The organism is Halostella salina (assembly GCF_003675855.1).
Classification (GTDB): domain Archaea; phylum Halobacteriota; class Halobacteria; order Halobacteriales; family Natronoarchaeaceae; genus Halostella; species Halostella salina.
Genome location: NZ_RCIH01000001.1, coordinates 158,391 through 183,517, shown reverse-complemented (window position 1 = coordinate 183,517; position 25,127 = coordinate 158,391). Strand labels below are relative to the sequence as shown.

The 25,127-nt window shown below is 68.9% G+C and carries 23 protein-coding genes and 1 tRNA gene; 12 read left to right on the top strand and 12 right to left on the bottom strand.

All coding sequences use genetic code 11. The annotated features are described in order from the left end of the window. Positions 1–18: 18 nt before the first annotated feature. The gene (locus D8896_RS01020; RefSeq protein ID WP_121820214.1) at positions 19–2,073 is read left to right on the top strand and encodes a DEAD/DEAH box helicase; all 2,055 of its coding nucleotides are present in this window, start codon (positions 19–21) and stop codon (positions 2,071–2,073) included. Here D8896_RS01020 and D8896_RS01015 read toward each other — a convergent pair. Continuing rightward, complete coding sequence (locus tag D8896_RS01015; RefSeq protein ID WP_121820213.1) at positions 2,070–2,525, bottom strand: hypothetical protein; 456 nt, start codon at positions 2,523–2,525, stop codon at positions 2,070–2,072. The two genes, D8896_RS01020 and D8896_RS01015, sit on opposite strands and share 4 nt — an antisense overlap. Positions 2,526–2,633: 108 nt before the next feature. Here D8896_RS01015 and D8896_RS01010 point away from each other — a divergent pair, with 108 nt between their 5' ends. Together D8896_RS01010 and D8896_RS01005 are read left to right on the top strand one after the other, a co-directional pair. After that, positions 2,634–4,490, top strand: a complete 1,857-nt coding sequence (locus D8896_RS01010; RefSeq protein ID WP_121820212.1) for an SLC13 family permease — start codon at positions 2,634–2,636, stop codon at positions 4,488–4,490. 70 nt (positions 4,491–4,560) lie between these two features. Beyond that, a tRNA-Pro gene (locus D8896_RS01005) sits at positions 4,561–4,634 on the top strand. Between the two features lie 31 nt (positions 4,635–4,665). Here D8896_RS01005 and D8896_RS01000 read toward each other — a convergent pair. Continuing rightward, positions 4,666–5,478 (bottom strand): aldo/keto reductase, encoded by an 813-nt coding sequence (locus tag D8896_RS01000; protein WP_121820211.1) that lies wholly within the window; start codon positions 5,476–5,478, stop codon positions 4,666–4,668. Between the two features lie 99 nt (positions 5,479–5,577). Here D8896_RS01000 and D8896_RS00995 point away from each other — a divergent pair, with 99 nt between their 5' ends. From D8896_RS00995 to D8896_RS00960, 8 genes are all read left to right on the top strand, one after another. Continuing rightward, the gene (locus tag D8896_RS00995) at positions 5,578–7,491 is read left to right on the top strand and encodes an SLC13 family permease (RefSeq protein WP_375137043.1); all 1,914 of its coding nucleotides are present in this window, start codon (positions 5,578–5,580) and stop codon (positions 7,489–7,491) included. 70 nt (positions 7,492–7,561) lie between these two features. Then, positions 7,562–12,814 (top strand): LAGLIDADG family homing endonuclease, encoded by a 5,253-nt coding sequence (locus tag D8896_RS00990; RefSeq protein ID WP_121820210.1) that lies wholly within the window; start codon positions 7,562–7,564, stop codon positions 12,812–12,814. After that, the gene (locus D8896_RS00985) at positions 12,815–13,090 is read left to right on the top strand and encodes a DUF7854 family protein (protein ID WP_121820209.1); all 276 of its coding nucleotides are present in this window, start codon (positions 12,815–12,817) and stop codon (positions 13,088–13,090) included. 52 nt (positions 13,091–13,142) lie between these two features. Further along, entirely contained in the window at positions 13,143–13,739 is a 597-nt protein-coding gene (locus tag D8896_RS00980) for a DUF7504 family protein (RefSeq protein ID WP_121820208.1), read from the top strand. Between the two features lie 35 nt (positions 13,740–13,774). After that, positions 13,775–14,113: a DUF7855 family protein gene (locus D8896_RS00975; protein WP_121820207.1), complete on the top strand. Its 339-nt coding sequence runs from the start codon at positions 13,775–13,777 to the stop codon at positions 14,111–14,113. After that, complete coding sequence (locus tag D8896_RS00970) at positions 14,110–14,934, top strand: DUF7856 family protein (protein ID WP_121820206.1); 825 nt, start codon at positions 14,110–14,112, stop codon at positions 14,932–14,934. Before D8896_RS00975 ends, D8896_RS00970 begins: the two co-directional genes overlap by 4 nt. Before the next feature lie 25 nt (positions 14,935–14,959). Then, positions 14,960–15,661 carry a DUF7857 domain-containing protein gene (locus D8896_RS00965; protein WP_121820205.1) on the top strand — a complete coding sequence of 234 codons (702 nt, stop codon included), beginning with the start codon at positions 14,960–14,962 and terminating at the stop codon, positions 15,659–15,661. Beyond that, a complete protein-coding gene (locus D8896_RS00960) occupies positions 15,658–16,341 on the top strand; it encodes a MinD/ParA family ATP-binding protein (RefSeq protein WP_121820204.1) in 684 nt (227 codons plus the stop codon). Before D8896_RS00965 ends, D8896_RS00960 begins: the two co-directional genes overlap by 4 nt. Here the strand turns inward: D8896_RS00960 and D8896_RS00955 are convergent. The 4 genes from D8896_RS00955 to D8896_RS00940 all read right to left on the bottom strand — a co-directional run bounded on the left by D8896_RS00955 (position 16,301) and on the right by D8896_RS00940 (position 19,551). Next, entirely contained in the window at positions 16,301–17,269 is a 969-nt protein-coding gene (locus D8896_RS00955; RefSeq protein WP_121820203.1) for a nucleoside recognition protein, read from the bottom strand. The two genes, D8896_RS00960 and D8896_RS00955, sit on opposite strands and share 41 nt — an antisense overlap. Before the next feature lie 37 nt (positions 17,270–17,306). Next, positions 17,307–18,296, bottom strand: a complete 990-nt coding sequence (locus tag D8896_RS00950) for a hypothetical protein (protein ID WP_121820202.1) — start codon at positions 18,294–18,296, stop codon at positions 17,307–17,309. An 82-nt stretch (positions 18,297–18,378) separates the two neighbouring features. Next, positions 18,379–18,948, bottom strand: a complete 570-nt coding sequence (locus D8896_RS00945) for a magnesium transporter (RefSeq protein WP_121820201.1) — start codon at positions 18,946–18,948, stop codon at positions 18,379–18,381. 24 nt (positions 18,949–18,972) lie between these two features. Then, positions 18,973–19,551, bottom strand: coding sequence for a magnesium transporter (locus D8896_RS00940; protein ID WP_121820200.1), 579 nt, complete (start codon positions 19,549–19,551; stop codon positions 18,973–18,975). A gap of 92 nt (positions 19,552–19,643) precedes the next feature. Here D8896_RS00940 and surE point away from each other — a divergent pair, with 92 nt between their 5' ends. Next, complete coding sequence (gene surE / locus D8896_RS00935) at positions 19,644–20,477, top strand: 5'/3'-nucleotidase SurE (RefSeq protein WP_121820199.1); 834 nt, start codon at positions 19,644–19,646, stop codon at positions 20,475–20,477. 3 nt (positions 20,478–20,480) lie between these two features. Here surE and D8896_RS00930 read toward each other — a convergent pair whose 3' ends face one another. The 6 genes from D8896_RS00930 to rpl18a all read right to left on the bottom strand — a co-directional run bounded on the left by D8896_RS00930 (position 20,481) and on the right by rpl18a (position 25,095). Further along, complete coding sequence (locus D8896_RS00930) at positions 20,481–20,669, bottom strand: hypothetical protein (protein ID WP_121820198.1); 189 nt, start codon at positions 20,667–20,669, stop codon at positions 20,481–20,483. A 307-nt stretch (positions 20,670–20,976) separates the two neighbouring features. After that, entirely contained in the window at positions 20,977–22,389 is a 1,413-nt protein-coding gene (locus D8896_RS00925) for a signal recognition particle protein Srp54 (RefSeq protein WP_121820197.1), read from the bottom strand. A 47-nt stretch (positions 22,390–22,436) separates the two neighbouring features. After that, the gene (locus D8896_RS00920; RefSeq protein WP_121820196.1) at positions 22,437–22,997 is read right to left on the bottom strand and encodes a response regulator; all 561 of its coding nucleotides are present in this window, start codon (positions 22,995–22,997) and stop codon (positions 22,437–22,439) included. Between the two features lie 242 nt (positions 22,998–23,239). Continuing rightward, on the bottom strand, positions 23,240–24,460 hold the full coding sequence (gene ftsY, locus D8896_RS00915) for a signal recognition particle-docking protein FtsY (RefSeq protein WP_121820195.1): 1,221 nt from the start codon (positions 24,458–24,460) through the stop codon (positions 23,240–23,242). Positions 24,461–24,466: 6 nt separating this feature from the next. Then, positions 24,467–24,919, bottom strand: a complete 453-nt coding sequence (gene pfdA, locus D8896_RS00910; RefSeq protein WP_121820194.1) for a prefoldin subunit alpha — start codon at positions 24,917–24,919, stop codon at positions 24,467–24,469. Then, complete coding sequence (rpl18a, locus tag D8896_RS00905) at positions 24,919–25,095, bottom strand: 50S ribosomal protein L18Ae (RefSeq protein WP_121820193.1); 177 nt, start codon at positions 25,093–25,095, stop codon at positions 24,919–24,921. The genes pfdA and rpl18a overlap by 1 nt, the downstream gene beginning before the upstream one ends. Between the last annotated feature and the right edge of the window lie 32 nt (positions 25,096–25,127).

Genomic DNA, 25,127 nt, shown 5'->3' with positions numbered 1-25,127 from the left:
TATCTCGTACCCGTTTCCGTGTCACGGCAGGTCCAGCAGGTGGACACGCTGTTCCTCCACGAGTCCGGCGACCACTTCGTCGTCGCGGTCGTCCGCGACGGGAGCAGGGTGTTCCGCGCCAAGCTCGAACTGAAGGAGACGGGAGCCGGTCCCCGGCCGGGGAGGTTCCGGATCAAGCAGGGCTCCAGCGAGGAGCCACGCGACCCCGACCAGTTCGTGGAGATCGCCCGCCGGGCCGAACGCATCCGCATCTCCGAGCAGACCTCGCCCGGCGCACGGAAGCGCCTGCAGGCGATGCTCGACGGCTACCAGCTGTCGGCGAAGGCCGTCCGGACCTGTCGTCTCTGTGCCTCCGACGGTCGCTATTCGCCGATCACGTCCGACACCGCCATCGAGACCGACGACGAGTACATCTGTCCGGACTGCGCCAAGCAGGAGCTGGAGCGCGAACTCTCCTACCAGGGCGAGATGACCGGGGCCGCCCGGGACCGGCTGGAGGAACTCCTGCTTGACGTGCAGGACCTGGACCGGATCACGAACCTCCTGAAGGGGCATCTCGACCCCGACCTGACGAAGTTCGACGAAATCAGCGCGACGACCGACAGCATCGAGAACATCCGCGTCGACGAGCTGAACCTCCACCCGGGCGTTCAGGGCCTGCTGGAGGACCGCTTCGAGGAGCTGCTGCCCGTCCAGAGCCTCGCGGTCGAGAACGGACTGTTCGACGGTCGCGACCAGCTGGTCGTCAGCGCGACGGCGACCGGGAAGACGCTGGTCGGCGAGATGACCGGTCTGGACCGCGCGCTGAACGGCAACGGGAAGATGCTGTTTCTCGTCCCGCTGGTGGCGCTGGCCAACCAGAAACACGAGGACTTCCGCGACGAGTACGGCGACCTGGTGAACGTCTCGATCCGCGTCGGCGCGAGCCGCGTCCGGGACGACGGCAACCGCTTCGACCCGAACGCCGACGTGATCGTCGGCACGTACGAGGGGATCGACCACGCGCTCCGCACCGGACGTGACCTCGGCGACATCGGCACCGTCGTCATCGACGAGGTCCACACGCTCCAGGAGGAGGGCCGGGGACACCGCCTCGACGGCCTCATCTCGCGGCTCAAACACTACTGCGAGACGCGCGCCGACGAGCGGTCGGACTACGGCGGCGCGCAGTGGGTGTACCTCTCCGCGACGGTCGGCAACCCGAGCGAACTCGCCGGCCAGCTGCGGGCGAACCTCGTGGAGTTCGAGGAGCGGCCGGTCCCCATCGAGCGCCACGTCACGTTCGCCGACGGCCGCGAGAAACCCCGCATCGAGAACAAGCTGGTCCGTCGGGAGTTCGACAGCAAGTCCTCGAAAGGGTACCGCGGGCAGACGATCATCTTCACCAACTCGCGGCGGCGCTGCCACGAGATCAGCCGGAAGCTGGAGTACGAGTCCGCGCCGTACCACGCGGGGCTGGACTACGGCCGTCGGAAGAAGGTCGAACGGATGTTCGCCGACCAGGACCTCGCTGCCGTCGTCACGACCGCCGCGCTGGCGGCTGGCGTCGACTTCCCGGCCTCGCAGGTGATCTTCGACCGCCTCGCGATGGGGATCGAGTGGCTCACCGTCCAGGAGTTCCACCAGATGCTCGGCCGCGCCGGCCGCCCCGACTACCACGACACCGGGAAGGTGTACGTCCTCGTCGAACCCGACGAGAGCTACCACGGCAGCATGGAGATGACCGAGGACGAGGTGGCGTTCAAGCTCCTCAAGGGGGAGATGGAGGCTGTCCGCACCCGCTACGACGAGAGCTCCGCCGTCGAGGAGACGCTGGCGAACGTCACCGTCGCGGGCAAGGGCGCAAAGCGGCTCAACGACCGCATGATCGGCGAGGTGCCGACGAAACACGCCATCGGCAAGCTCCTGGAGTACGAGTTCATCGACGGGTTCGAGCCGACGCCGCTCGGCCGGGCCGTGACGAGCCACTTCCTCGACCCCCGCGAGGCGTTCCTCCTGTTGGATGGCATCCGCAAGGAGAAACACCCCTACAGCCTCGTCGCCGACGCGGAACTGGACGAGGACGACCTTTAGCGGTCGGCGACCGTCCACTCCCCCCACAGCACCGCGACGCAGGTCCGGAGCACGTACCCCGCGGCGAAGGCGACGGTTCCGAACACGAGCGCGACGACCGCGTAGAACGCCAGCCCGTCGGGTTCGAGGAAGTAGGCGAGCTGTTCCACCCGCGTTCTGGACGATAGCCCCATGAACGCGTGGTCCGCGTTGAACCCGAGCAGCGGGGCGTACGCGCCGAGCCACCCGACGGCCAGCCCGACCCGGGCGTAGCCGGCGACGGCCGCGGCGGCGAGCCCGACGAGCATGGCCTGCCCGGGGATGAACACGACGCAGCCGGACACGCCGAACGCGCCGACGGCGTACGCCGCGAACGTCGCGACGAACAGGAAGGGGACGAACGCGAGCGCGAGAAGGCGACGCCGGCGGTTCTCGGGCGGGCCGACGAGCAGGATTCGGGGGGAGGGGACCATAGCGGTACGTCCGAGCGCGGACACGTTAAAGTTGGCCGCCGACCCCGGGAACCCCGGGCGACGTGTCCGCGTCGGTGGGTTTTTTCCCGCCGCCGCCGTTCCCCCGGTGTGGCACCCATCACCCCGGCCGTCGCCGTCGTGTTCGCCATCATCGTCGCCGCGCTGGTCCTCTTTGCCACCGAGGCGGTGCCGGTCGACATCACGGCGCTCGGGGTGATGGTCGCGCTCCTGCTGGTCGAGCCGGTCAGCGGCGCGTTCGTCCGGGCCGGCCTGCTCGATTCGGCCGTCGTCGTGCTCGACTCGCCCGAGCAGGGCGTCTCCGGCTTCGCCAGCACGGCGACGATCACCGTGCTGGCCATGTTCATCCTTAGCGACGGCGTCCAGCGGACGGGGATCGTCCAGCTGCTGGGACAGAAAATAGCGGCCTACACCCGCGACGACGAGGGGCGACAGCTCGGCGCGACCATCGGCGTCGTCGGCCCCATCTCCGGGTTCATCAACAACACCGCCGCCGTCGCCATCCTGCTCCCGATGGTCACCGACCTCGCCCACGAGGGAAACACGTCGCCGTCGAAGCTGCTGATCCCGCTGTCGTACGCGTCGATGTTCGGCGGGACGCTGACGCTCATCGGCACGTCGACCAACATCCTCGCCAGCGACATCGTCGCCCGCCCGGAGTTTCTCGGCCGGGGGTTCGGCATGTTCGAGTTCACCGCGCTCGGCGTGCTGCTGAGCGTCGTCGGCACGGTCTACCTGCTCACCGTCGGGCGGTGGCTCACCCCCGAGCGCATCAAACCCGCCGGGGACCTCACCGAGGAGTTCGAGATGGGCGACTACCTCACCGAGGTCGTCGTCCGCGAGGACTCGCCGCTGGTCGGCCGGACCGTCCGGACGACGATGCGGGAACTCGACTACGACGTGGACCTCGTCCAGTTAGTCCGGGGCGAGCGCGTGTTCATCGAGCCGCTCGGTCCGAAGACGATCCGGGCGGGCGACGTGTTCGCCGTCCGGACCGACCGCGACACCCTCCTGGAGATAAGCGACGCCGAGGGGCTGGACCTCCTCCCGGAGGTCGAGGTCGACGAGTCGGAACTGGAGACGGCCGCTGAAGCGCAGACGCTCGTGGAGGTGGTGATCCCGCCGGGGTCGGCGCTGCTGGGCGAGACGCTCGTCTCCGCCGGGTTCCGGCAGCGCTACGACGCGACGGTGCTCGCGCTCCGGCGCGGCGGCGACGTGGTGCGCAAGCGCATGGACCACGTCCCGCTTCGGATCGGCGACACCCTGCTCGTGCAGGCGACGCCGGACAGCGTCGAACGGCTCGACCGCAACCGGGATTTCACCGTCGCCGGCGAGGTCGAGCGCCGGACGTTCCGCCGGTCGAAGATCCCCGTCGCGCTGGGGATCGTCGCCGGCGTCGTCGGCGTCGCCGCGCTCGACCTCCTCCCGATCATGGTCGCGGCGCTCGCGGGCGCGCTCGGGATGGTTGTGTCGGGCTGTCTCAAGCCCGGCGAGGTGTACGACGCCGTTCAGTGGGACGTGATCGTCCTGCTCGCGGGCGTGATCCCGCTCGGGCTGGCGATGGAGAACTCCGGGGCGGCCGCGCTGGTCGCCGACGCCGTCGTGGCGAGCGCCGCCGCCCTGCCGGCGATCGCCGTGCTCGGCCTGCTGTACGTCGTCACCGCGCTCCTGACCAACGTCGTCAGCAACAACGCCAGCGTCGTGCTCATGGTGCCGGTCGCCTTCGAGGCGGCGACCCGGCTCGGCGCGAACGCGTTCTCGTTCGTCCTCGCCGTCACCTTCGCCGCCAGCACCGCGTTCATGACGCCGGTGGGCTACCAGACGAACCTGTTCGTCTACGGGCCCGGCGGCTACCGCTTCACCGACTACGTCCGCGTCGGCGGGCCGCTCCAGTTGCTGTTTGCTATCACGACGACGCTCGGCATCGCCGCGATCTGGGGCGTCTGACTCCGTGCCGGAGTCGGGCGCAAAATGCCGAGCGAAACCCTTTATACCCTGACCGTAGTAACGTCAATGCGGGATCGTGGGTTAGCCTGGCTATACTTCGAGCCTTGGGTGCTCGTAACCGCGGTTCAAATCCGCGCGATCCCACTTTTCGAAAAACAGACGCGACGAGCTCTGGCTACCGGTTCCAGGGCGCGTGGTCGGGGTCGACGAATCGCTGCTCGCGGTCGATGGCCTCGATCCGGGCGACGTCTTCGTCGTCGAGTTCCAGGTCCAGCGCCGCGAGGTTCTCGCGGAGGTGGTCCCGGCTACTGGCCTTCGGGATGGCGGCGACGTTGTCCTTCGAGGACAGCCACGCGAGGCTCACCTGTGCGGGGGTCGCGTCGTGTTTGTCGGCGATCTCCCGCAGGACGGGCACGTCGACCACCTCGCCCTGTGCGAGCGGGGAGTAGGCGACGAGCCAGTGGTCGTGGCGCTGGGCGTACTCGACGAGTTCGTCCTGCTGGAGGAGCGGGTGCAGTTCGACCTGATGGGCCGCCACGGGCGCGTCGAGGACCTCGCGGGCCTCGTCCAGCAGTTCCGGCGTGAAGTTCGACAGGCCGACGTTGCGGATCCGGCCGTCGTCGACCGCATCGTCGAACGCCGGGAGGACCGCCTCGGCGTCGTAGAGACCGGACGGCCAGTGGACGTACAGCAGGTCGACGTAGTCGACGCCGAGACGGTCGAGACAGCCGTCGATGGCGTCCGGAACGCCGCTCGGCTCGGGCGGCAGGTCGATGTGGACGGTCTTCGTGGCGAGAAACAGGTCGTCGCGGTCGACGTCCGACGCCGCGATCCCCTCGCCGACGTACCGCTCGTTCTCGTACACCTGTGCGGTGTCGACGTGGCGGTAGCCGACGTCAAGCGCGGTTTCGACGGTGTCGGTCCACTGCTCGCGGTCGGCGTCGGAGTAGGTTCCCAGCCCCAGTCTGGGCAGGTCGTCGATCGGCATGGCACGTCGTTGCCGCGGCCGGGCCTTGGCTCTGTCCGTTCCGGCACGGTCGGGTGCAGGCGGCGCTTATCCGTGTCGACGGTGTGGATCGGACGATCCGTGACGCTCCCGGCGGTCCCGCGGTCGGCGGTCCCCCTCGCGAGTCAGCCGTCCCCGGCAGTGACGACCGACGTGCTCGTCGTGTTTGCCGTCGTCGCGCTCGCGGTCGCGCTGTTCGTCACGGAGTACCTGCCGGTCGACGTGACCGCGATCCTGCTGATGGTGTTGCTGATGGTGCTGGAGCCGTGGACGGGCATCTCGCCGGAGGAGGGGATCGCGGGGTTCGCGAACGAGGCGACGATAACCGTCCTGGCGATGCTGATCCTCAGCGCCGGCGTCGCGCGGACCGGAACGGTCCAGATCCTCGGCCGGCGGATGGCCGACTTCGCGGGCGACAGCCTCGACCGACAGCTCCTGGCGACCGTCGGCGTCGCCGGGCCGGCGTCGGGCTTCGTCAACAACACGCCGGTCGTGGCGGTGCTGGTGCCGGTCGTCTCCGACATCGCCAACCGGGGCGACACGTCGCCCTCGAAGCTGCTGATCCCGCTGTCGTACGCGTCGATGCTCGGCGGGACGCTGACGCTGATCGGCACGTCGACCAACATCCTCGCCAGCGACGTGTCGGACCGGCTCATCGGCCACCCGTTCGGGATGTTCGAGTTCACCAGGCTGGGCGTCATCGTGTTGCTCGTCGGCGGTCTGTACCTGCTCCTGGTGGGTCACCGGCTGCTGCCCGAGCGGGTGCCGCCCGACGACGACGTGGTCCGGGAGTACCGGGTCGGCAAGTACCTCACGGAGGTCGTCGTCGAACCGGGGTCGCGGCTGGTGGGAACGACGGTCGACGAGACGACCGCCGAAACCGGGTTCGACGCCGACATCGTCCAGCTCCTCCGGGAGGGGCGGACGTTCCTCGAACCCCTCGGCCCGAGGGAGATCCGGGCGGGCGACAGGCTCCGCCTCCGCGCCGACCGGACGGCGGTCGCGGACCTCGCCGGGCGACGGTCGCTCAGGGTCACCGGAACGCCCCGGACCGAGTCGGAACTGGAGACGGCTCCCGGCGGGGAGCAGACGCTCGTCGAGGTGGTCGTTCCGCGCGGGTCGTTCCTGCTCGGCGAGACGCTGGCCGGGGCGGGGTTCCGGGAGCGGTACGACGCGACGGTGCTCGCGTTCCGCAGTCGCGGCGAGACCGTCCACGAGGGGCTGGAGGGGCGGCAGATCCGCGTCGGCGACACGCTGCTGGTCCAGGCCGCGCCCGAGCGGATCGACCGGCTCGCGAGGACCGACGAGCTGATCGTCGCCCACGAACCGTCGCGCCCGGACTACCGCACCGAGAAGATCCCACACGCGCTGGCGATCATGGCCGGCGTCGTCGGGATCGCGGCGATGCCGTGGGACGGGGTCGGCGCGGCCACCGGGATCGCCGCGGTCGAGCAGTTCCTCGCGGGCGGGTTCCCGATCCTCGTGACCGCGCTCGCCGGCGTCGTCGCGATGGTGGCGACCGGCGTGTTGCAGCCGACGGAGATCTACGAGTCCGTCGAATGGGACGTGATCTTCCTGCTCGCGGGCGTGATCCCGCTCGGTGTCGCGCTGGAGGGAACCGGCGGCGCGGCGCTGCTCGGGGCGGCGCTGGCCGGGACCGGAGAGTACCTGCCCGCCATCGGTGTGCTGTGGGTGTTCTACCTCGGAACGGGGCTGATAACCGAGGTGGTGAGTAACAACGCCAGCGTCGTGCTGATGCTTCCCGTCGCCGTCGACACGGCGACGCGGATCGGCGCGAACCCCTTCGCGTTCGTGCTCGCGGTGACCTTCGCCGCCTCGACGGCGTTTCTCGGGCCGATCGGCTACCAGACGAACCTGTTCGTCTACGGCCCCGGCGGCTACCGCTTTACCGACTACTTCCGGATCGGCGCGCCGCTCCAGTTGCTCCTGTCGGTGGTGACGGTCCTCGGGATCGCCTTCTTCTGGTCGGTGTGAAAACACCCCCACCACTTCCGCTCCGGGGTTTGCCAACCTTCATAGGGGATAACGCGCTAAGGGGTGGTGAATGGCCCAGGCGGACAACACCGAACTCGTCGACTCGTTCGAGCAGTTCTACCGGTCGTACTACCGCGACGAGATCGGGCAGCTCGCGCAGCGCTACCCGAACGAGCAGCGGTCGCTGTACGTCGACTGGCAGGACCTCTACCGCTACGACCCCGACCTGGCCGACGACTACCTCTCGAAGCCCGACCAGCTCCGGGAGTACGCCGAGGAGGCGCTCCGGCTGTACGACCTCCCGGTCGACGTGAGCCTCGGGCAGGCCCACGTCCGCATCCGGAACCTCCCCGAGACAACCGAGATCCGGGAGATACGCTCCCGGCACGTCAACAACCTGGTCTCGGTGCGGGGCATCGTCCGCAAGGCGACGGACGTGCGCCCGAAGATAGAGGAGGCCGCCTTCGAGTGCCAGCGCTGCGGAACGCTCACCCGCGTTCCCCAGTCCAGCGGCAACTTCCAGGAGCCCCACGAGTGTCAGGGCTGCGAGCGGCAGGGCCCGTTCCAGATCAACTTCGACCAGTCGGAGTTCGTCGACTCCCAGAAGATCCGCGTGCAGGAAAGCCCCGAGGGGCTGCGCGGCGGCGAGACGCCGCAGGCGATCGACGTCCACGTCGAGGACGACATCACCGGCGAGGTGACCCCCGGCGACCACGTCGCCGCGACGGGCGTCCTGAACCTGGAGCAGCAGGGCAGCCAGCAGGAGAAGTCAGCCGTCTTCGACGTGTACATGGACGGCGTCTCCGTCGAGGTCGAGGAGGAGCAGTTCGAGGACATGGAGATCACCGAGGAGGACAAGCAGGCCATCGTCTCCCTCTCCAACGAACCCGACATCTACGAGCGGATGGTCGGCTCCATCGCGCCCTCCATCTACGGCTACGAGCAGGAGAAGCTCGCGATGATCCTCCAGCTGTTCTCCGGCGTCACAAAGCACCTCCCCGACGAGTCCCGGATCCGGGGCGACCTGCACATGCTCCTGATCGGGGATCCGGGTACGGGCAAATGTGTTACCGGTGATACGAGAGTGACGCTGGCCGACGGGACCCAGCGGCCGATCCGGGAGATCGTCGAGTCGCAGCTGGACGATCCAAAACCGGTCGACGACGGAGTGTACCAGGAGGTGGATATTCCACTGCCGTCGATGGACGACGACGGGGAACTCGTCCACAAACGAGCCACAAAGGTGTGGAAGCGGGAAGCACCCGAACGGATGTATCGGATCCGGACGGCGACCGGTACGGAACTCGAAGTCACCCCGTCGCATCCGTTGTTCGTTCAATCCGACAACGGATTCGCTGCAGTCCCGGCGGAAGACCTTCGAGACGGCGATTTCGTTGCAGTCCCTGATACGCTGCCGACCGCAGGGGACGACACGATTACCACCTCGTATCGACGAGCGAAGTCGAACAACGCGGTTCGGTTAGATCTACCCGAAGAGTGGACGGCAAAACTGGCACGACTGGTCGGATACATCATCGCAGAAGGGTACGTCGAGCGGCGCGACGACAACACCGGACACGTTTTCGTAACGAACAACGACCGGGAGATCCTCGACGATGTGAGTGACGCGCTCAATGCACTGGGACTGAACTACACTGAACGCAGGTCCCATCCCGGGAAATCAGCCAAAGAGATCTACTGTTCGTCGTCCGAGTTCGTCACCTTCCTCGAGAACCTCGAACCGTCGATCCTCGAATCCTCGGCCGATCAACGAGTGCCGGACGCAGTGATGAGCGCAACGAAGGCGACGAAAGCCGAGTTCCTGCGAGCGTACGTCGACGCCGAGGGCCACGTCTCGGCAACCCAGCGGGAGTTAGCAGTTGCCTCAGCGAGCGAGGAATTGCTCAGGGACGTTCGTAGCCTCCTGTTATCGGTCGGGATCACCTCCCAGCAGTTCGAGCGGGCCAACGGAAGTTATCGGCTCCGTGTGAGTGGAGAGCAGTTCCAGCGATACCGCGAACGGGTCGGGTTCGTTACGGACAGGAAAGCCAAGGCGGCGCGGGAAGTTGACGAGGGGGAGACGAATACCAACCGGGACGTTATCCCCGAAGTGGGAGACGACTTGCGACGGGTTCGGGAGCGACTCCGTCTCACTCAGTTCGATTGCGGTATCCCTCGGCCGACGTACCAACACTACGAGCGGGGAGACCGAAACCCCAGTCGGGAAAGCCTCCGAGAGGTCGTTTCGAGGTTCGAGGAACGGTTGAACGAACTTCGGGACCTCCAGGAAAGCGTCGAATCCGGGAACTGGACCGCAGTCGAGACAGCGCGCCAACTCCTGGGGCTCTCACAAACGGAGTTGGCAGACGGTATCGGAGTTTGCCAGCGATCCGTCAGTCTCTACGAGCAGGGTGAAGTCGCCCCTGACGGCGGTCGTGTAACCGATGCAAAGCAGGTCGTACAGGACCGGATCGACGATGCACTCGCCGCTGCAAGCGACGTCGAAGCACTCCGATCACTCGTTACGGGCGACGTTCGGTGGGACTGCATAGCGTCGATCCAGTGTGTCGAACCCGAAGAAGACTGGGTGTACGACCTCGAAGTTGCGGACACGCACAACTACCTCACGAACAACGTCGTTTCGCACAACTCCCAGCTCTTATCATATATCCAAAATATCGCGCCCCGGTCCGTCTACACCTCCGGCAAGGGGTCCTCCAGCGCGGGGTTGTGTGTCACCGGGGACACGATGATCCACACCGACGACGGGTACAGACCCATCCGGGACATCGTGACGGAGTCCCTTCCCGACCCGGTTGACACCGAGACGGGCGTCGGGGGGGCGATCGACGTGCGGACGTTCGACCGGAACGCGGGGGAGATGACGGACGCGACCACCTCGCATCTGTGGCGGATGCCGGAGAAACCGTGTCGACGGATCGAAACGAACCACGGGAAAGAGTTGGAAGCGTCGGTGAACACTCCGGTTCTGACCTGCGGGGCGGACGGAATCGAATGGCGACAGATCTCCGAGATCGAAGCGGGCGACCACGTCGCAGTTCCCCGGTACGGCGACCTCGACCGCTCCGAGGTTCGTGTGCGGGAGTTCCTCGAACTGACGAGCGAGAAGGTGCAACTCGCCGAGGGTTCGGTCACGTTCCTCCGGGAGTCGCTCCGGGAGGAGTTCGGGACGCTACGGGACGCCGCAGCGGCACTCGACCTCTCGGAGGATTTCATCTACTGTCACCTCAAGAACCGGCACGTCCCACTGGAGAAGTTAGACCGAATGCTCGACGCCGTCGGCGCGACGCGAGCGGACGTTCAGTTCGACCGGCTGATGGTCAGACACGGTGATAGCATTACGATTCCCGAAACGTTCGACGAGGACCTCATGTATCTGCTGGGGCTCGTGTTCGGCGACGGCGACATCTCGCTCGACCGTCGCGGCGGCAATCGCGGGATGGTCCGGATCTCAAACGGTAACGAAACGTTGCTCGAACGCGCGGCCGATATCTTCGACGAGAAGTTCGACAAGCGTCCGGAGGTCGAACGCCAGGCGGACAAGGTTCCGTGTATCCGCGTCAACAGCGCGACGATAGCGCGGCTGTTCTCGAACGCTGGCATGGAAACGCCAAAGGAGGACCTCGCACTCGCACCGGAGCTGACGGTTGCGGAACACGGCGATGCCTTCCTCCGCGGTCTGATGGACGCCGACGGCTCGGTTTCGGTACGCGACGCCGGCGGTTCGAGCGTTCTGTTGTCGACCATTAGCGACGAGCTAGCCCGACAGGTACAGCTGATGCTCGAAACGTACGGAGTCCGCGCTCGAACGCGAGAGCGCGACCGACGCGGGAGCTACGAACTCGACGACGGCTACACGATCGAGTCCAAGCACGTCCAGCAGTTCGTCGAGATGTACGGCGCGGATATCGACCGCTACGCCGACGCGATCGGCTTCGCGTCCCGTGAAAAGCGACAGGCGCTGGAACGTATCACCGCCGACGAGCGGCGTCAGCGTGAGCGGCTTCCCATCGGATCGACGCTCGCGGCCGTCGAAGGAGAAACGGGCCAGTACTACCAGAACGTCCACCGGGGAGATGATCCCGGTCGAGCGTGGGCCCGGTCGATGCTCGAAGACATCGACCTCGGGCCGGTCGAGACCGAGGTTCGGGAGACGGTCGATGCCGACCTCCGCTGGGACGAGGTCGTCGCCGCCGTCGATACCGGCAGGAAGGAAGTGTTCGACCTGACAGTCCCCGACACGAACAACTTCGTCGGGAACGGCGTCGTCACCCACAACACCGCCGCCGCCGTCCGCGACGACTTCGGGGACGGCCAGCAGTGGACGCTCGAAGCCGGCGCGCTGGTGCTGGCGGACAAGGGCGTCGCCGCGATCGACGAACTCGACAAGATGGCCGCCGACGACCGCTCGGCCATGCACGAGGCGCTCGAACAGCAGAAGATCAGCGTCTCCAAGGCGGGGATCAATGCCACGCTCAAGTCGCGCTGTTCGCTGCTCGGGGCCGCCAACCCCAAGTACGGCCGATTCGACCAGTACGAGTCGATCGGCGAGCAGATCGACCTCGAGCCGGCCCTGATCTCGCGGTTCGACCTGATCTTCACCGTCACCGACCAGCCCGACGAGGAGGAGGACCGCAACCTCGCCGAGCACATCCTGACGACGAACTACGCCGGGGAGCTGAACACCCAGCGCTCGGAGATGGCGTCGCCGGACGTGACCCAGGCGGAGGTCGACGAGGTGACCGAGGAGGTCGACCCGGAGATAGAGGCCGAACTGCTCCGGAAGTACGTCGCCTACGCGAAGCAGAACTGCCATCCGCGGATGACCGACGCGGCGCGGGAGGCGATCCGCGATTTCTACGTCGACCTCCGCGCGAAGGGCCAGGACGAGGACGCACCGGTCCCGGTGACCGCCCGGAAACTGGAGGCGCTGGTGCGCCTCGCGGAGGCAAGCGCCCGCGTGCGGCTCTCGGACACGGTCGAACACGAGGACGCCGAACGGGTCATCGAGATCGTCCGCTCCTGTCTGCAGGACATCGGCGTGGACCCGGAGACGGGCCAGTTCGACGCCGACGTGGTCGAGACGGGCACGTCGAAGACCCAGCGCGACCGCATCCGCAACATCAAGCAACTGATCAGCGACATCGAGGAGGAGTACGACGAGGGCGCGCCGGTCGACGTGGTGCTGGACCGCGCCGACGAGATCGGCATGGACCACTCCAAGGCCGAACACGAGATAGAGAAGCTGAAACAGCAGGGCGAGGTGTACGAGCCCCAGACCGACCACCTCCGGACCACGTAGATGGACCGGATCGCCGCACTCAGAAACGTCGAGGACGCGCTCGCGGAGTACGAGCAGGGGGAGACGGACCTCGAGAGCCTCGAACGCGAGGTCGTCGGCGTGGTACGGACGTACGCGACCGAGTTCGACGGCGGGCTCGCGCCGTATCGAGCGCAGGGCGACGGCCCCGCCGACGGGCTGGTGGTCGTCGCCGAGTCCCGGCGGGAGGCCCGCGAGCGGGTGCGTGACCTCTCCGGCGTGGATCGGGAGGTGGCCGTCGAGCAGCTCGACGAGTGACCGGAAGGGTTTTGCCGGGACGGCCGGTCCAACTCAACAGCATGGGTCGACGATGAGTGACCTCGCCGACTCGGTCGGGGACGCGACAGCGGTGGTCCTGCTCGCGCCGGCGGCCGCGGACGACGGATCAGTTTGTGTCGACCTCCTCCACCCGTCCGACCAGCCGACGAACCTGCTGTTCGTCTCCTTTACCGGCTCGCCCCAGCGCCGACTCGCCGAGTGGATCGACCGGGCGGGCGGTCGGCCGGCGGCGACGTACGTCCTCGCCTCCGGCGAGAGCACCGACGGGTTCGACGCCGAGGGGCCACAGCCGGACAGGGTCGAACGGGTCGGCACCCCGAACGACCTGACGGGGATCAGCATCCGCGTGAGCGAAGTGTTGAACGAGTGGGCCGACTCGGACGCCCAGAGCGTCGTCTGTTTCGACTCCGTCACGGCGCTGCTCCAGTACGTGGACGTCGAGACCGTGTACGAGTTCCTCCACGTCCTGACCGGCCGGCTGTACGCGTTCGGCGCGACCGGCCACTTCCACCTCGACCCGGACGCCCACTCCGCGCTGGTCGTCGCGCAGATACAGACCGTGTTCGACGCCGCGGTTCGGATCGACGACGATGGGACGACCGCCGTCCGTGGCAGTAGATTCCAGTAGTAAAGTATTAAATTTATGCGTTCGAACGGTGGTGCGTGCTGCTCATCGTCACGTACTCGCAGGCGGCACGGCAGACGTTGCGGAACGTCTGTTCGAGCCACGAGGGAACGGTCGTCCGGCGGTTCGGCCGCGCGGCGCTGTTCGAGGCGACGGAGCTGGGGGCGCTGCTCGCGCTCCGACTCCGCGAGAAACACGGCGGGGACGTGCAGGTAGAGCGGACGGAGCCGTTCAACGAGTTCGCCGACGCGCCGGACGCCGTCCGGGAAGCGGCGGCCGCATACGAGAACCGGGACGCCACAAGCACGCCGTACGCCAAGTTCGTGGCGGGCACCGACCACCCGTCGCCGGAACGCCTGCGGGAGCGGGAGCTGTGAGGGTCGAACTGGACGACGGCGTCCGCGACGGGCGAGCGGTCGACCTCCGGGACAGCGACTTCTCGCCCGCGACGGTCGACCGCGCGGTCGGGGATGCCGACTGGATCGACTGTGCCGACCCCGGACCGGTACACGAGCGAGTCTCGCCGGTCGTCGCCGGATCGACGGTGGCTGTCCGAGCGGCGCTGGCCGCCGCCGCGCGCTCGCGGGGGCTGGCGAGTCCGGTCGACGACGAACTCGCCGAGGCGCGGGCGGAACTGGCGAACCTCAACCCGCCGTCCGTCGACTGCGAGACCGCGCGCCGACGCGTCGCGGAGGCGGGCGAGCGCGAGGCGGCCCTCGCGGAGCGCGTCAGCGAACTCCGCGGGCGCGTCGAGGCGCTGGAAACGGCCGCGGCCGAGGGTGACGCCGACGCGGTGGACGACGAGCGCACCGCGGCGATACGCGAACTGTCGGAGGTCCGGACCGAACGCATCGCCGCCGAGCAGGCGCTCCGGAGCGCCCGCGAGACCGCCCGGGCGGCCCGCGACGCCCGGGACCGCCGCCTCCGGCTGGAGGACAGGGTGGCGAACCGCCGGCGGACCGCACGGGAACACCTTGCGGCCGCCCTCGCGAGCGAGTTCGCGGACGCCGTCGACGCGGTGCCGGGCGAGGGCCGGGTGACCGACCCGCCGGCCGGCTTCGAGGGCGACCCCGTGACCGCGGCGCTCGCCGTCGTCCGCGTCGCGGCGGTCGACGCGCCGGTCGTCCTCGCCTGTGACCGCTTCGAACGCCCGAGCGCTGCAGCCGAACGCCTCGGCGCACCCGTCGTGAGGGTTTAAGTGCGAGAGCGCGGCCAGCGTCGCCATGGTCGAGGTCGAGAGTCGGACGCGGCGCGAGGACGGCGTGACGCTCGTCGCGGCGGTCGTCCGGAACGGGACGGACGTGCGCCGGCGGGTGCGTCTGGAGAACGCGCTCGACGGGCCGACGCTACCGCCACGCAGACACGGCGTCCCCGCCGACGGCTGGGACGGCGACGCGGTCACGGTGACGCTCGAACCGGGCGAGCGCGAGGGCGTCGGCTTCGCCAGCCACACAGCCCCGGAGTCGCCGGCGATTCGGGTCGTCGAGGATGTGCGGGTGACGCCCGAGGGCGTGGGGAACGGTGTGGACAGCGATCCCACTCCGGACGACGCGGCCGCACTGGTCCGGCGGCTCGGAGACCCCGCGCCGCCGCGGGACGCGGTGCCGGCCGCGAACGCGCCGTCGGCCGAACGCGACCGCGACGGCCCCGAACCGGACGTGCCGCCGCCGGTCGCGGAGTGGTTCGCAACCGTCGAGTCGCGGGTCCGCACCGTCGAGGCCTGCGCCGGGGCCGAGACGCTCGCCGAGGCGACGGCGGTGGTCGACGACGCCGGGGGACTCGGGGCTGTCGAGCGCGCGGTCGAGGAAGCCGCGGACGACGCCGCGACGCTCCGGGCAGTCGAGCGGCGCGCGGCGGCGCTGGCCGACCGTGCCGAGGGGAGCGCCGAGGCGACCGACCTCGCGCCGCTCCGGACGCTGTCGTGATCCTCGCCGTCGCGGGCGGGAAAGGCGGCGTCGGGAAGTCGACCGTTGCGCTCAACCTCGGAGCGGAACTGGACGCGGTCGTCGTCGACGCCGACCTCGGGATGGCGGACCTGCCCGATTCGACGGGACCGGACCTCCACGACGTGCTCGTGGACCGGGCCGACCCCGTCGAGGCGGTTCGGGAAGGCGGCCCGGTTGACCTGCTCCCCTGTGGACGGACGCTCGCCGGAGCCCGGGCCGCCGACCCGACGGCGCTGGTCGACGCGGTGACGGCCGTCGCCGACGCCTACGGGTCCGTCGTGGTCGACTGCCCCGCCGGGATGGCGGCCGACGCCGGCCTGCCGCTGTTCGCCGCCGACCGGTCGGTGCTGGTCGCCCGTCCGGACGAGTTCGCCGTCAGGGACCTGGTCCGGACGCGGGAACTCGCCCGCGAACTCGACGCCGGCGTCGCCCACGTGGCGCTGAACATGTCCGGGTCGTCGCCGCCGACCGGCCGCGTGGAGCGGGCGCTCGGCGCGCCGGCGACGGCAGTCCCGGAGTCCGAGGCCGTCAGGCGGGCACAGCGCGCTGGCGTCCCGGTGAGTGAGGTTGCTCCGGGGAGCACGGCCGCCGAGCGCCTCCGCGGGGTCGCCGACGCGGTCACGGCGGGGCCAGCAACACCGCGAGCGCCGCCGCGATGAAGACGACCTTCAGCGCGGTGTTGACGGCGATCACCTTCGAGCCGAACTCCGCGCCCCAGATCCCGTACTGGAACGGGATCGACCGCTTGAACGTCGAGACGGCGAAGGAGACGATCCCGCCGACGAGCATCGCCGCCACGGCCTCCCGGGGCGTGAACGGGTCGCCAAGCAGCGGGGCGATGGCGATGGCTCCGCTCGTCGTGTCGAACGCGAAGACCGCGATCACGGGGACGGCCGCCCCGGGGAGGCCGACCATGTCGGTCAACGGTTCGGCGACAGCGGTCGCCTCCCGTAGATCGACCCGGGCGACGAGCACGCTGACGAGGAAGTAGATGACGAGCAGGCGTGGAACGATGTCCACGACCTTCTCCTTCGTCGCCGTCGCCGCCCCGCGGAACTTCTCGCCGAGCGTGCTCTCGTCGGGGTCCGGCCCCTCCACGTCATCGGGCAGGGCGACGGGGTCGACGTTCTCCTCGGAGAGCAGGACGGCGCCGGCGAGCACGCCGACGACGGTGATCCCGAGCGCGACCGCGGCGCGGGTGCCGACGTACAGCAGGCCGACTTCCAGCCCGAGGATCGGGATCAACACCGGCGCGTAGAACGTGAAGATGTGCTGGACGAAGCCGAAGAAGGTGTTTATCGTCACGGCGACCAGCGTCGCGCGGTCGTCGAGCGTGCCCGACTCGCGGAACTCCGCGAGCATGCCGTAGCCGGCGGTCGTGGAGGCGGTCGTCGTGAGGATCGCAGTACCCACCTCCCGCGGGAGGTTCGCCGGGCCGGTCAGCGGCGCGGCGAGGCCGGCGATGTACCGCACGGCTCCGAACTCGACGGCGAGGTTGGCCAGCCCGACCCCGAGGGCGATGAAGAGGGTGATCCCTGCGACCCGGGGGAGGACCGTCCCGACGAGCAGGTCGACGATCCACTGCACAGTGGAGGGTACGACGGCGCGGGCAAATGCCCGTCGATCAGCAGTTCTCCGCCGAGTCGACCGCGTCCTCTGCCGCGTCCTGTTCGTCGGCGGCTTCGCTTCGGTCGCCGTCGGCCGCGGCCCGGGCGCTCGCCGCGAAGTGCTCCGCGGCGGTCGTGAGGTGACCGCTCCGACACGCCGCGAGTTCGAGCGGCCCGGTGACGCGCTCCGGCGGCCGGGCGTCGAGCGCCGACGTCGCCGTCCCGTTCGCGGCCTCGAACCGGTCGCCGGCGCGGCCGAACGCCGACTCCGCCTCGCCGTACTCCTCGGCGTCGGCGTGGTCCCGGCCGGTCGCGAGCGCCGTCCGGCCGTCGATCAGGTCGCCGTTGGCGCGGGCCAGCGCGTTGAAGCCGTTGGCCAGCGACATGAGCTGGGCGTACCCCTCCCGGATCCGGGCGACTTCGACGCTCTCGCGCGATTCGAGTACGTCTGGATCCAGACCCTCGGCGTCGCTGCGGGCCCCTTCGAGCGTGGACTGGGCCTCGCCGGTCGTGGTCTCCAGCTCCGCCACGAGCGACTCGGCGCGGTCGTACTCCTCGGCGTCGACCGCCGCCTCGGCGTCCTCGGCCGTGGGTTCGGCGTCGACGAGCGTGAGAAACGCCGCGTTCATCGCCGCCACGACGGACGCGTACCGCCGGACCTGCTCGATCGCGGTCGACTGCTCGCCGGACGGCTCGCCCTCGATCCCGTCGAGCTCGGAACGGGCGGCGTCGACCCGGTCGGCGACGCCGGCGAAGTCGAACGACTCGTCGGCCGCAAAGCGGTCCTGCGCGGCCGAGAGTTCGCCGAGCCCGGTGTTGAGTTCGCCGATGGCGGCCGCGATGGCGGCGTCGATCCGCCGGCCGCCGTTCCCGCTGCTGGTCGTCCCGTTCCCGCCGGTCCCCGTGTCCGCCGGTCCCTCGTCGCCGCTGCCCCCGCTCGAACAGCCGGCGAGGGCGAGGCCGACCGCGGTCGTCGAGAGCCCTCGAAGATAGCTTCGGCGTCGCATACCCCCACTCGGGGAGTGGCGGGACTTGACCCTTCTGGCTTCCGCAGTCGACGGGGGCGGCGCGTCGTCGGAGCGCGCCGCGTCAGACCAGCACGCGGACGGCCCCGAAGAGGACGAGCACGCCGAGCACGTCACAGACGTTGGTCACGGCCGGGATCACCACGTCGTCCGGGTCGAGCCGGAGCCGGTAGGCGGCGTAGGTGGCGACCAGCGTGACGGCGACCGCGAGGACGGCGAGCACCGCGCCCGAGACCGTCGCCACGAGGACGACCGTGCCGACGCCGAGCGCCGCGCCGCCGGAAAGGGAGGTGACGGCCCACGCGCTCGCCCCGACTGCCGGGAACGTCGTCAGCGCGAGGGCGACCGTGGCGACCGCGTTCCCCAGCAGGCGGTCGTCGTCGGGCGCAAACGAGAGCGTGCCGAGGTGAAACGCCGTCGAGAGCCGCGCCGCGAGGATGCTGCCGAGGTTGCCCGCGGTGCCGATGGTGACCGGCACCAGCACGAGCAGGGCAGGGTAGCGCAGTAGCTGGTTTTCGAACGTGTCGAGGACGAGCCCGCTGCCCACCTCGACGACCGTCAGGACCGCCAGCAGGGGAAGCATCGCCCTGGCGATCCCCCTGACCGTCCACGTCCCGCTCCGGTCCCCCGCCATTCAGCTCCCTCCGGCGACCCGCATTCAGCCACCCCCCAGCGCGAGAACGGTTCTGGCGGCGACCAGCAGCATCGCCATCCCGAACACGTCGCCGGTCGTCGTGACGACGGGCCCGACCAGCGTGTCGGGGTTCAGCCCCCGGCGGAAGCCGACGAACACCGCGGCGACGACGACGACGGTCAGCGCGACCCCGGACAGCAGACCGGCGATCGCTGCGATCCCGACGAGCGTCGCCAGCGACGCCACGGGGCGCGAGAGGACGACCAGCGTCCCGTAGGCGACGACCGCGGCGAAGAGGCTCACGAAGACGCCGTTGGCCATCGCGGCGGTGAGGGCGGCGACCAGCCGCTCGTCGTCGGGGTCGAACGTCGGGTCGATCAGACCCTGGTGGAGCGCCGAGGAGAGCTTCGCGCCGAGCGCGCCGTACACGTTGCCGCGGGTGGCGAGCAGCGCCGGCACCAGCACGAGCAGCCCCGACACCCGACGGAGTTCCGCCTGCATCCCGCCGAGAACGACCCCCGCGAACAGCCCCCCGACCGCGCTCGCGGCGAGCACCGGCAGCGCCTCCCGGTAGGCGTCGACGGCCACCTCGCGGACGCTCATGGACGGTGCCACGTCCCCGGGGTGGATAAAACGAGGCGGCTTCGGTGGGGTATCGGCAGCCTTAGGGGCGCGCGAACGGATTCCAGACCACCGTGACCGATATCCTCCTGACGAACGACGACGGCATCGACGGCGACGGGCTGGCGGTCCTCCGCGAGGAGTTACAGTCCGTCGGCGACGTGACGGTCGTCGCGCCCGCCGACAACCAGTCCGGGGTCGGGCGCAAGCGCACGTCGGCGGCCACGCGAGTCGACCACGAGTTCGGCTACGCGCTCGCCGGCACCCCCGCGGACTGCGTCGCCTACGGCCTGCGCGGCCTCGACCGCGAGTTCGACCTCGTCGTCTCTGGCTGCAACCACGGGCCGAACATGGGCGCGTACGTGCTCGGCCGGTCGGGCACCGTCGGCGCGGCGATGGAGGCCGCGTTCCTCGGCACGCCCGCCGTCGCCGTCTCGGCGTACCACAACGTCGAGTTCTTCCCGCATCCGCCCGCCGACTACGACTTCGACGAACCCGCCCGCGTCGCCCGCGAACTGATCGAGCGCTCGCTGGACGCGAGCGTGTTCGAGTCGGTCGACCTGCTCAACGTCAACGCGCCCATCGGCGCGACCGACCCCCGGATCCGCGTCACGCACCCCGACGACGACTTCGACGTGCTGGTCGACCACGACGCCGACGCGCCCGACGACGTGACGGTCGACGACGGCGAGCGCTACGTCGAACTCCGCGACAAGTTCTGGCCCCACACCGTCGGCTACGAGAACCCCCTGCCGAACGTCGACGAGGTCCGGGACCGCTACGACGAGGGCTCGGACCGCCGCGCCATCGTCGACGGCGAGGTGAGCGTCTCGCCGCTGTCCGCGCCGCGAACCGCGACGCACCACGAGAAACTCGACGCCATCGTCGAGACGCTGAACGCGCGGTAGCGGTCAGTCGAGCGCACCGACCGCGCCGAAGAGTCTGACGACGAAATAGGCCGGTATCGCCCAGAGGAGACCGAGCGCAAGGAAACTCATGCCGAGCAGCAGCGGACCGTCGCCCGACCCGGAGGACGTCTGGAGGAACGTCGCGGCGACGAACCACAGGATCAGCACGTTGATCAGCTTGGTTTCGACCATTTTGCTGTGAATACACTCGACGAACCGGATTACGGTTTCGTCTCCGGGAAGGAAAACTGCGATGCGAGACTATTCCGACGGCCCCGCCGGACCGCGCCGCTCCGCGGCGCGTGTCCGGCGACGGGGGAGGGCAGGCGGTCTGCTGTCAGCATCCGCGCGAGCGGAGCGAGGCGGTTCAGTATCAAGCATACGCCGCCGGAGGCGGCGTTTCCCCGGACGCGGCCGACGGCCGCGTCCGGCCTTTTTGATCGACATTTTTGCCGCGAGCGGTGCGCCGCAGGCGCACCCGAGCGGGAAAAAGGTCGTCTTAGAACGGGAAATCCCCGCCGCCGCCCATCCCGCCCATGCCGCCGCCACCGCCGCCGCCCTGGTTCTGCATCTTCTTCATCATGCGCTGCATGTCCATGTCGCCCTGGCCCATGCCCTGGAACTGCTTGATGGTGCGCTCCATCATCTTGTGCTGCTGGAGCAGTTCGCGCACGCGGTCCTCGGGCTGGCCGCTGCCGCGGGCGATGCGCTCGGTGCGGCTCTGGCCGATCTTCCGGGGGTTCTCCAGTTCGTCCTCGGTCATCGAGTCCATGATGACCTCGAAGGAGCGCATGCGCTCCTGGGTCACGTCCATCGCGTCGTCGGGCAGCTGGTCCTTGACGCCGCCGCCGAGGCCGGGGATCATGTCCATCACCTGGTCGAGCGGTCCCATCCGGTTCATCGCGTCCATCTGCTTTTTCATGTCGCGGAGGGTGAACTGGCCCTGGAGCATGTCCTCGGGGTCCCAGTCGTCGTCGTCCTCCTCGCGGCTCTCGGCCATCGCGCGCTCGACGCGCTCGGTGAGCTGCTTGAGGTCGCCCATCCCGAGCAGGCGGGAGATGAAGCCGTCGGGTTCGAACCGCTCGACGTCCTTCACCTCCTCGCCGGTGCCGAGGAAGGCGATGGAGGAGCCGGTCTCGTTGACCGCCGCGAGCGCGCCGCCACCCTTCGCCGTCCCGTCTAACTTGGTGATAGCGACGCCGTCGATGCCGATCGACTCCTCGAACTCCTGGGCCTGGTCCTTGGCGCTCTGTCCCATCGCGGCGTCGATGACGAGCAGGTTGCGGTCCGGGTTCGCGGCGGCCTCGATCTCCTCGATCTGGTCGATGAGTTCCTCGTTGAGCCCGTCGCGGCCGGCCGTGTCGACGATACGCACGTCGGCGTCCTCGGTCGCTTCGAGGCCCTCTTCGGCGATCGCGACGGGGTCGTCAGCGTCGGGGTCGCCGTAGAAGTCGACCTCGGCGCGCTCGGCCATCTGCTTGGCCTGGTCGTACGCGCCGGGGCGGTCGGTGTCGGTCTGGATGACGGCCGGGCGGAGGCCCTTCTTCGAGAACCACCACGCCATCTTGGCGGCGGTTGTCGTCTTCCCCGAGCCGTACAGGCCGGCGAGCAGGATGGTCTGCTCCTCCAGGGGGAGTTCGGTGCTCTCGCCGACGAGGTCGACCATCTCCTCGTAGACGATCCGGAGAACGTGCTCCCGGGCGGTAGTGCCGGAAGGGGGTTCCTCCTCCAGGGCGCGCTCCTTGATGCTGTCCGACAGGTCCATCACGAGCGAGACGTCGACGTCGGCCTGCAGGAGCGAGCGCTGGATCTCCTTGACGACCTCCTCGACGTCCTCCTCGCTGATTCGGGACTTCCCGCGGAGCTTGTCGAGCGTGCCCCGCAGCGAACTCCCGAGATCGTCGAGTACCATTATTACCGCGACCTACGGCACCGCCGCGTTAAAGCCTTTTTCTCGGGCTACGTCCCGCGGTCGATGGCCGTAAAGCCAGCCACGAGTTCGTCGAACCCGGGCACGGAGCCACGGAGGGTCGATTCGAGACCGTCGGCCCGCGACCGCAGGTCGGCGTACGCGTCGTTCCGGTCGAGTTCGTGTGCGGGCTTCCGGGCTTCGAGCGCGCCGAGTTTCGCGCGGGCGGCGAAGTACGTCCGGAGCGTCTCGCCGTGTTCCTGTGCGGTTAGCTGGTGTTCGATCGCGGCCGTCAGGTCGTCGTGCTGGACGGGTTTCGGCAGGTAGTCGTCGAACGACATGTCGACGATGTCGAAGTCGGGGTCGACGGCGGTGACCAGAACCACGCTGAACGGTCTGGTGTCGGCCAGTTCGTCGAGCAGGCGGTCGCCCGACACGCCGGGCATCCGGCGGTCAAGCAACAGCACGTCGACCGACTGGTCGAGCGCGTCCGCCGCGTCGCGGGCGTCGTTTGCGGTCCGTACGTCGTACTCGCGCCGGAGCCACAGCGAGTACATATCGGCGAGCTTGTCCTCGTCGTCGACGATGAGGACGGTCGGATCGTCTGTCATCGGAAGTGCGACCGTTCGGGTCCGGTGAGGATTGCACAGTTCGTATCAAAAAGATAACGGAATGCCCCGGCGAGCCGTGCCGACCGGCGTACAGCAGTACCGGGTATCGTCGTCAGTTACTCGGGACGAGTCCGTGACTTGACGTTCGGCCAAGAAGAGCACGCCACAGCACCGCAAGAACGGCGTCGCGGAAGAGGCGGGTGCAGTTGCCGACTGCTTGCGCTGGGGTCCGTGCCGCCCCGTTACCCAAGCAGGCGTTCGACCATCTCGTCGGGGTCGAACCGCTCGATGTCGTCGTACTCCTGCCCGGTCCCCAGAAAGAGGATCGGCTTGCCCGTGACGTGGGCGATCGAGATCGCCGCGCCGCCCTGCGGGTCGGCGTCGGCCTTCGTGAGAACCGACCCGTCGATGGTCGCCGCCTCGTCGAACTGCTTGGCGCGCTGGACCGCGTCCTGCCCGGCGACGGCCTCGTCGACGAACAGCGTCATGTCCGGTCCGACGACCCGACCGATCTTCTCCAGCTGGTCCATCAGCCCCTCGTCGGTGTGGAGGCGGCCGGCCGTGTCGCCCAGCACCACGTCCACGTCGTTGGCCTCGGCGTACTCGACGGCGTCGTAGATGACCGCGGCAGGGTCGCCGCCCTGCTGATGGGAGATGAGCTTCCGGTCTAACGCGTCGGCGTGTTTCTGGATCTGCTCGTTCGCGCCGGCGCGGTACGTGTCGCCGTTCGCCAGCACGGAGGAGTAGCCCCGCTGTTCGAGGTAGCGGGAGAGCTTCGCTATCGTGGTGGTCTTCCCGACGCCGTTGACGCCGGTGAAGATGATGACGAGCGGCTTGTCCGCCGCGGCGACCCGCTCGTCGAAGTCGAACTGGCCGACGCTGATGACCTCCAGCAGCGCCTCGCGCAGCGCGTCCTCGACGACGGAGCCGGTGCTCTGGGTGAACCCGCGGGTTTCGCCGACGAGTTCCTCGCGGAGCGTGTCGAGTATCTCCTCGGCGACGCTCATCTCCACGTCGCTCTCCAGCAGCGCCATCTCCAGCTCCCAGAGAGGGTCCTCCAGGTCCTCCTCCTCGATGACGAACTTCCCGGTGGCGGCCGCCTTCGCCTTGCGCGCGAAACCGGTACCGCCGTCGTCGTCGGCAGCGTCGGAGTCGGCGTCCGCGTCGCCAGCCCCGGCTTCGGAGCCGGCGGCCTCGTCGTCGACCGCCGGGTCGTCCGCGACGCCCCGCTCGTCGGCCGGCTCCGCGCCGGTTGCCGTCGCCGTCTCGGGCGACTCGGCGTCGGCCACCGCGGCCTCGCTCTCGGGGCGCTCGGCGGTGTCGGCCTCGTCGGCGGTGACGCCGTCCGTCTCGGCGTCAGCGTCGTCGGCCGGCTCCGCGTCGGCGTCCTCGGCTTTCTCCTCGGCGGTTTCCTCGACGTCGTCGCGGAAGCTGCCGAGCTTGTCCTTCAGGCTGTCGAACATCGCCCGTTACTCGTCGTCGTCCTCGCCCTGCATCTGCTGCATCTGCTGTTGCATCTGCTGTTGCTGCATCTGCTGGGCCTGCTGCTCCAGCTCCTCGCTCTCGGCCTCCAGCTCGGCGATCTCCGAGTTCACGTCGTCGATGCGCTCGTCGACGTGCTCTTTCTTGTTCTCAAGCGTCTCGACGGCGTCGTCCTGCTCGCGCTCCGCGGCGTAGCCACCGCCCAGCCCGACGATGACCTCGTCGATGTCCTGCACTTCCGCGCGGAGGTAGGCGTCGCCGCCCAGCGGTACCTGCACCGTCGAGCCGGTCTCGAGCGTCTCGATGGCCTCGATGGCCTCGTCGATCTCCGACTTCTCGGTCTGTAGCTCCTCGACCTCCTCTTCGAGCGTCTCGACCTCCTCCTGGATCTCCTGGATCTCCTGGGAGATCTGCTGGAGCTCCTGCTGGCCACCGCCCATCATTGTGCCTCGACCTCCGAAACGTCGATCTGCGTGCGCTTGAGCCCGTGGTGGCTACCGAGCCGGGAGTAGACGTACTCCTCGGCGACGTTCCCGTTCTCGGCGTCGACCGTCTTTTCGAACCGGTCCCAGCCGTCTCGGCTCTGGAATCGACCGCTGACAGTAAACTCGCTCATACTGCTCCATCCGACCTTGCGCCGGAAGTATC

Excerpts from the sequence above, each read along its gene's own strand:
- D8896_RS01000 (WP_121820211.1), bottom strand. The coding sequence starts at position 5,478 with ATGCCGATCGACGACCTGCCCAGACTGGGGCTGGGAACCTACTCCGAC.
- D8896_RS00945 (WP_121820201.1), bottom strand. The coding sequence starts at position 18,948 with ATGGCGGGGGACCGGAGCGGGACGTGGACGGTCAGGGGGATCGCCAGG.
- D8896_RS00950 (WP_121820202.1), bottom strand. The coding sequence starts at position 18,296 with ATGCGACGCCGAAGCTATCTTCGAGGGCTCTCGACGACCGCGGTCGGC.
- D8896_RS00985 (WP_121820209.1), top strand. The coding sequence starts at position 12,815 with ATGGACCGGATCGCCGCACTCAGAAACGTCGAGGACGCGCTCGCGGAG.
- D8896_RS00940 (WP_121820200.1), bottom strand. The coding sequence starts at position 19,551 with ATGAGCGTCCGCGAGGTGGCCGTCGACGCCTACCGGGAGGCGCTGCCG.
- D8896_RS00930 (WP_121820198.1), bottom strand. The coding sequence starts at position 20,669 with ATGGTCGAAACCAAGCTGATCAACGTGCTGATCCTGTGGTTCGTCGCC.
- D8896_RS00990 (WP_121820210.1), top strand. The coding sequence starts at position 7,562 with ATGGCCCAGGCGGACAACACCGAACTCGTCGACTCGTTCGAGCAGTTC.
- ftsY (WP_121820195.1), bottom strand. The coding sequence starts at position 24,460 with ATGTTCGACAGCCTGAAGGACAAGCTCGGCAGCTTCCGCGACGACGTC.
- D8896_RS00920 (WP_121820196.1), bottom strand. The coding sequence starts at position 22,997 with ATGACAGACGATCCGACCGTCCTCATCGTCGACGACGAGGACAAGCTC.
- D8896_RS00925 (WP_121820197.1), bottom strand. The coding sequence starts at position 22,389 with ATGGTACTCGACGATCTCGGGAGTTCGCTGCGGGGCACGCTCGACAAG.
- D8896_RS00980 (WP_121820208.1), top strand. The coding sequence starts at position 13,143 with ATGAGTGACCTCGCCGACTCGGTCGGGGACGCGACAGCGGTGGTCCTG.
- D8896_RS00965 (WP_121820205.1), top strand. The coding sequence starts at position 14,960 with ATGGTCGAGGTCGAGAGTCGGACGCGGCGCGAGGACGGCGTGACGCTC.
- rpl18a (WP_121820193.1), bottom strand. The coding sequence starts at position 25,095 with ATGAGCGAGTTTACTGTCAGCGGTCGATTCCAGAGCCGAGACGGCTGG.
- D8896_RS01015 (WP_121820213.1), bottom strand. The coding sequence starts at position 2,525 with ATGGTCCCCTCCCCCCGAATCCTGCTCGTCGGCCCGCCCGAGAACCGC.
- pfdA (WP_121820194.1), bottom strand. The coding sequence starts at position 24,919 with ATGGGCGGTGGCCAGCAGGAGCTCCAGCAGATCTCCCAGGAGATCCAG.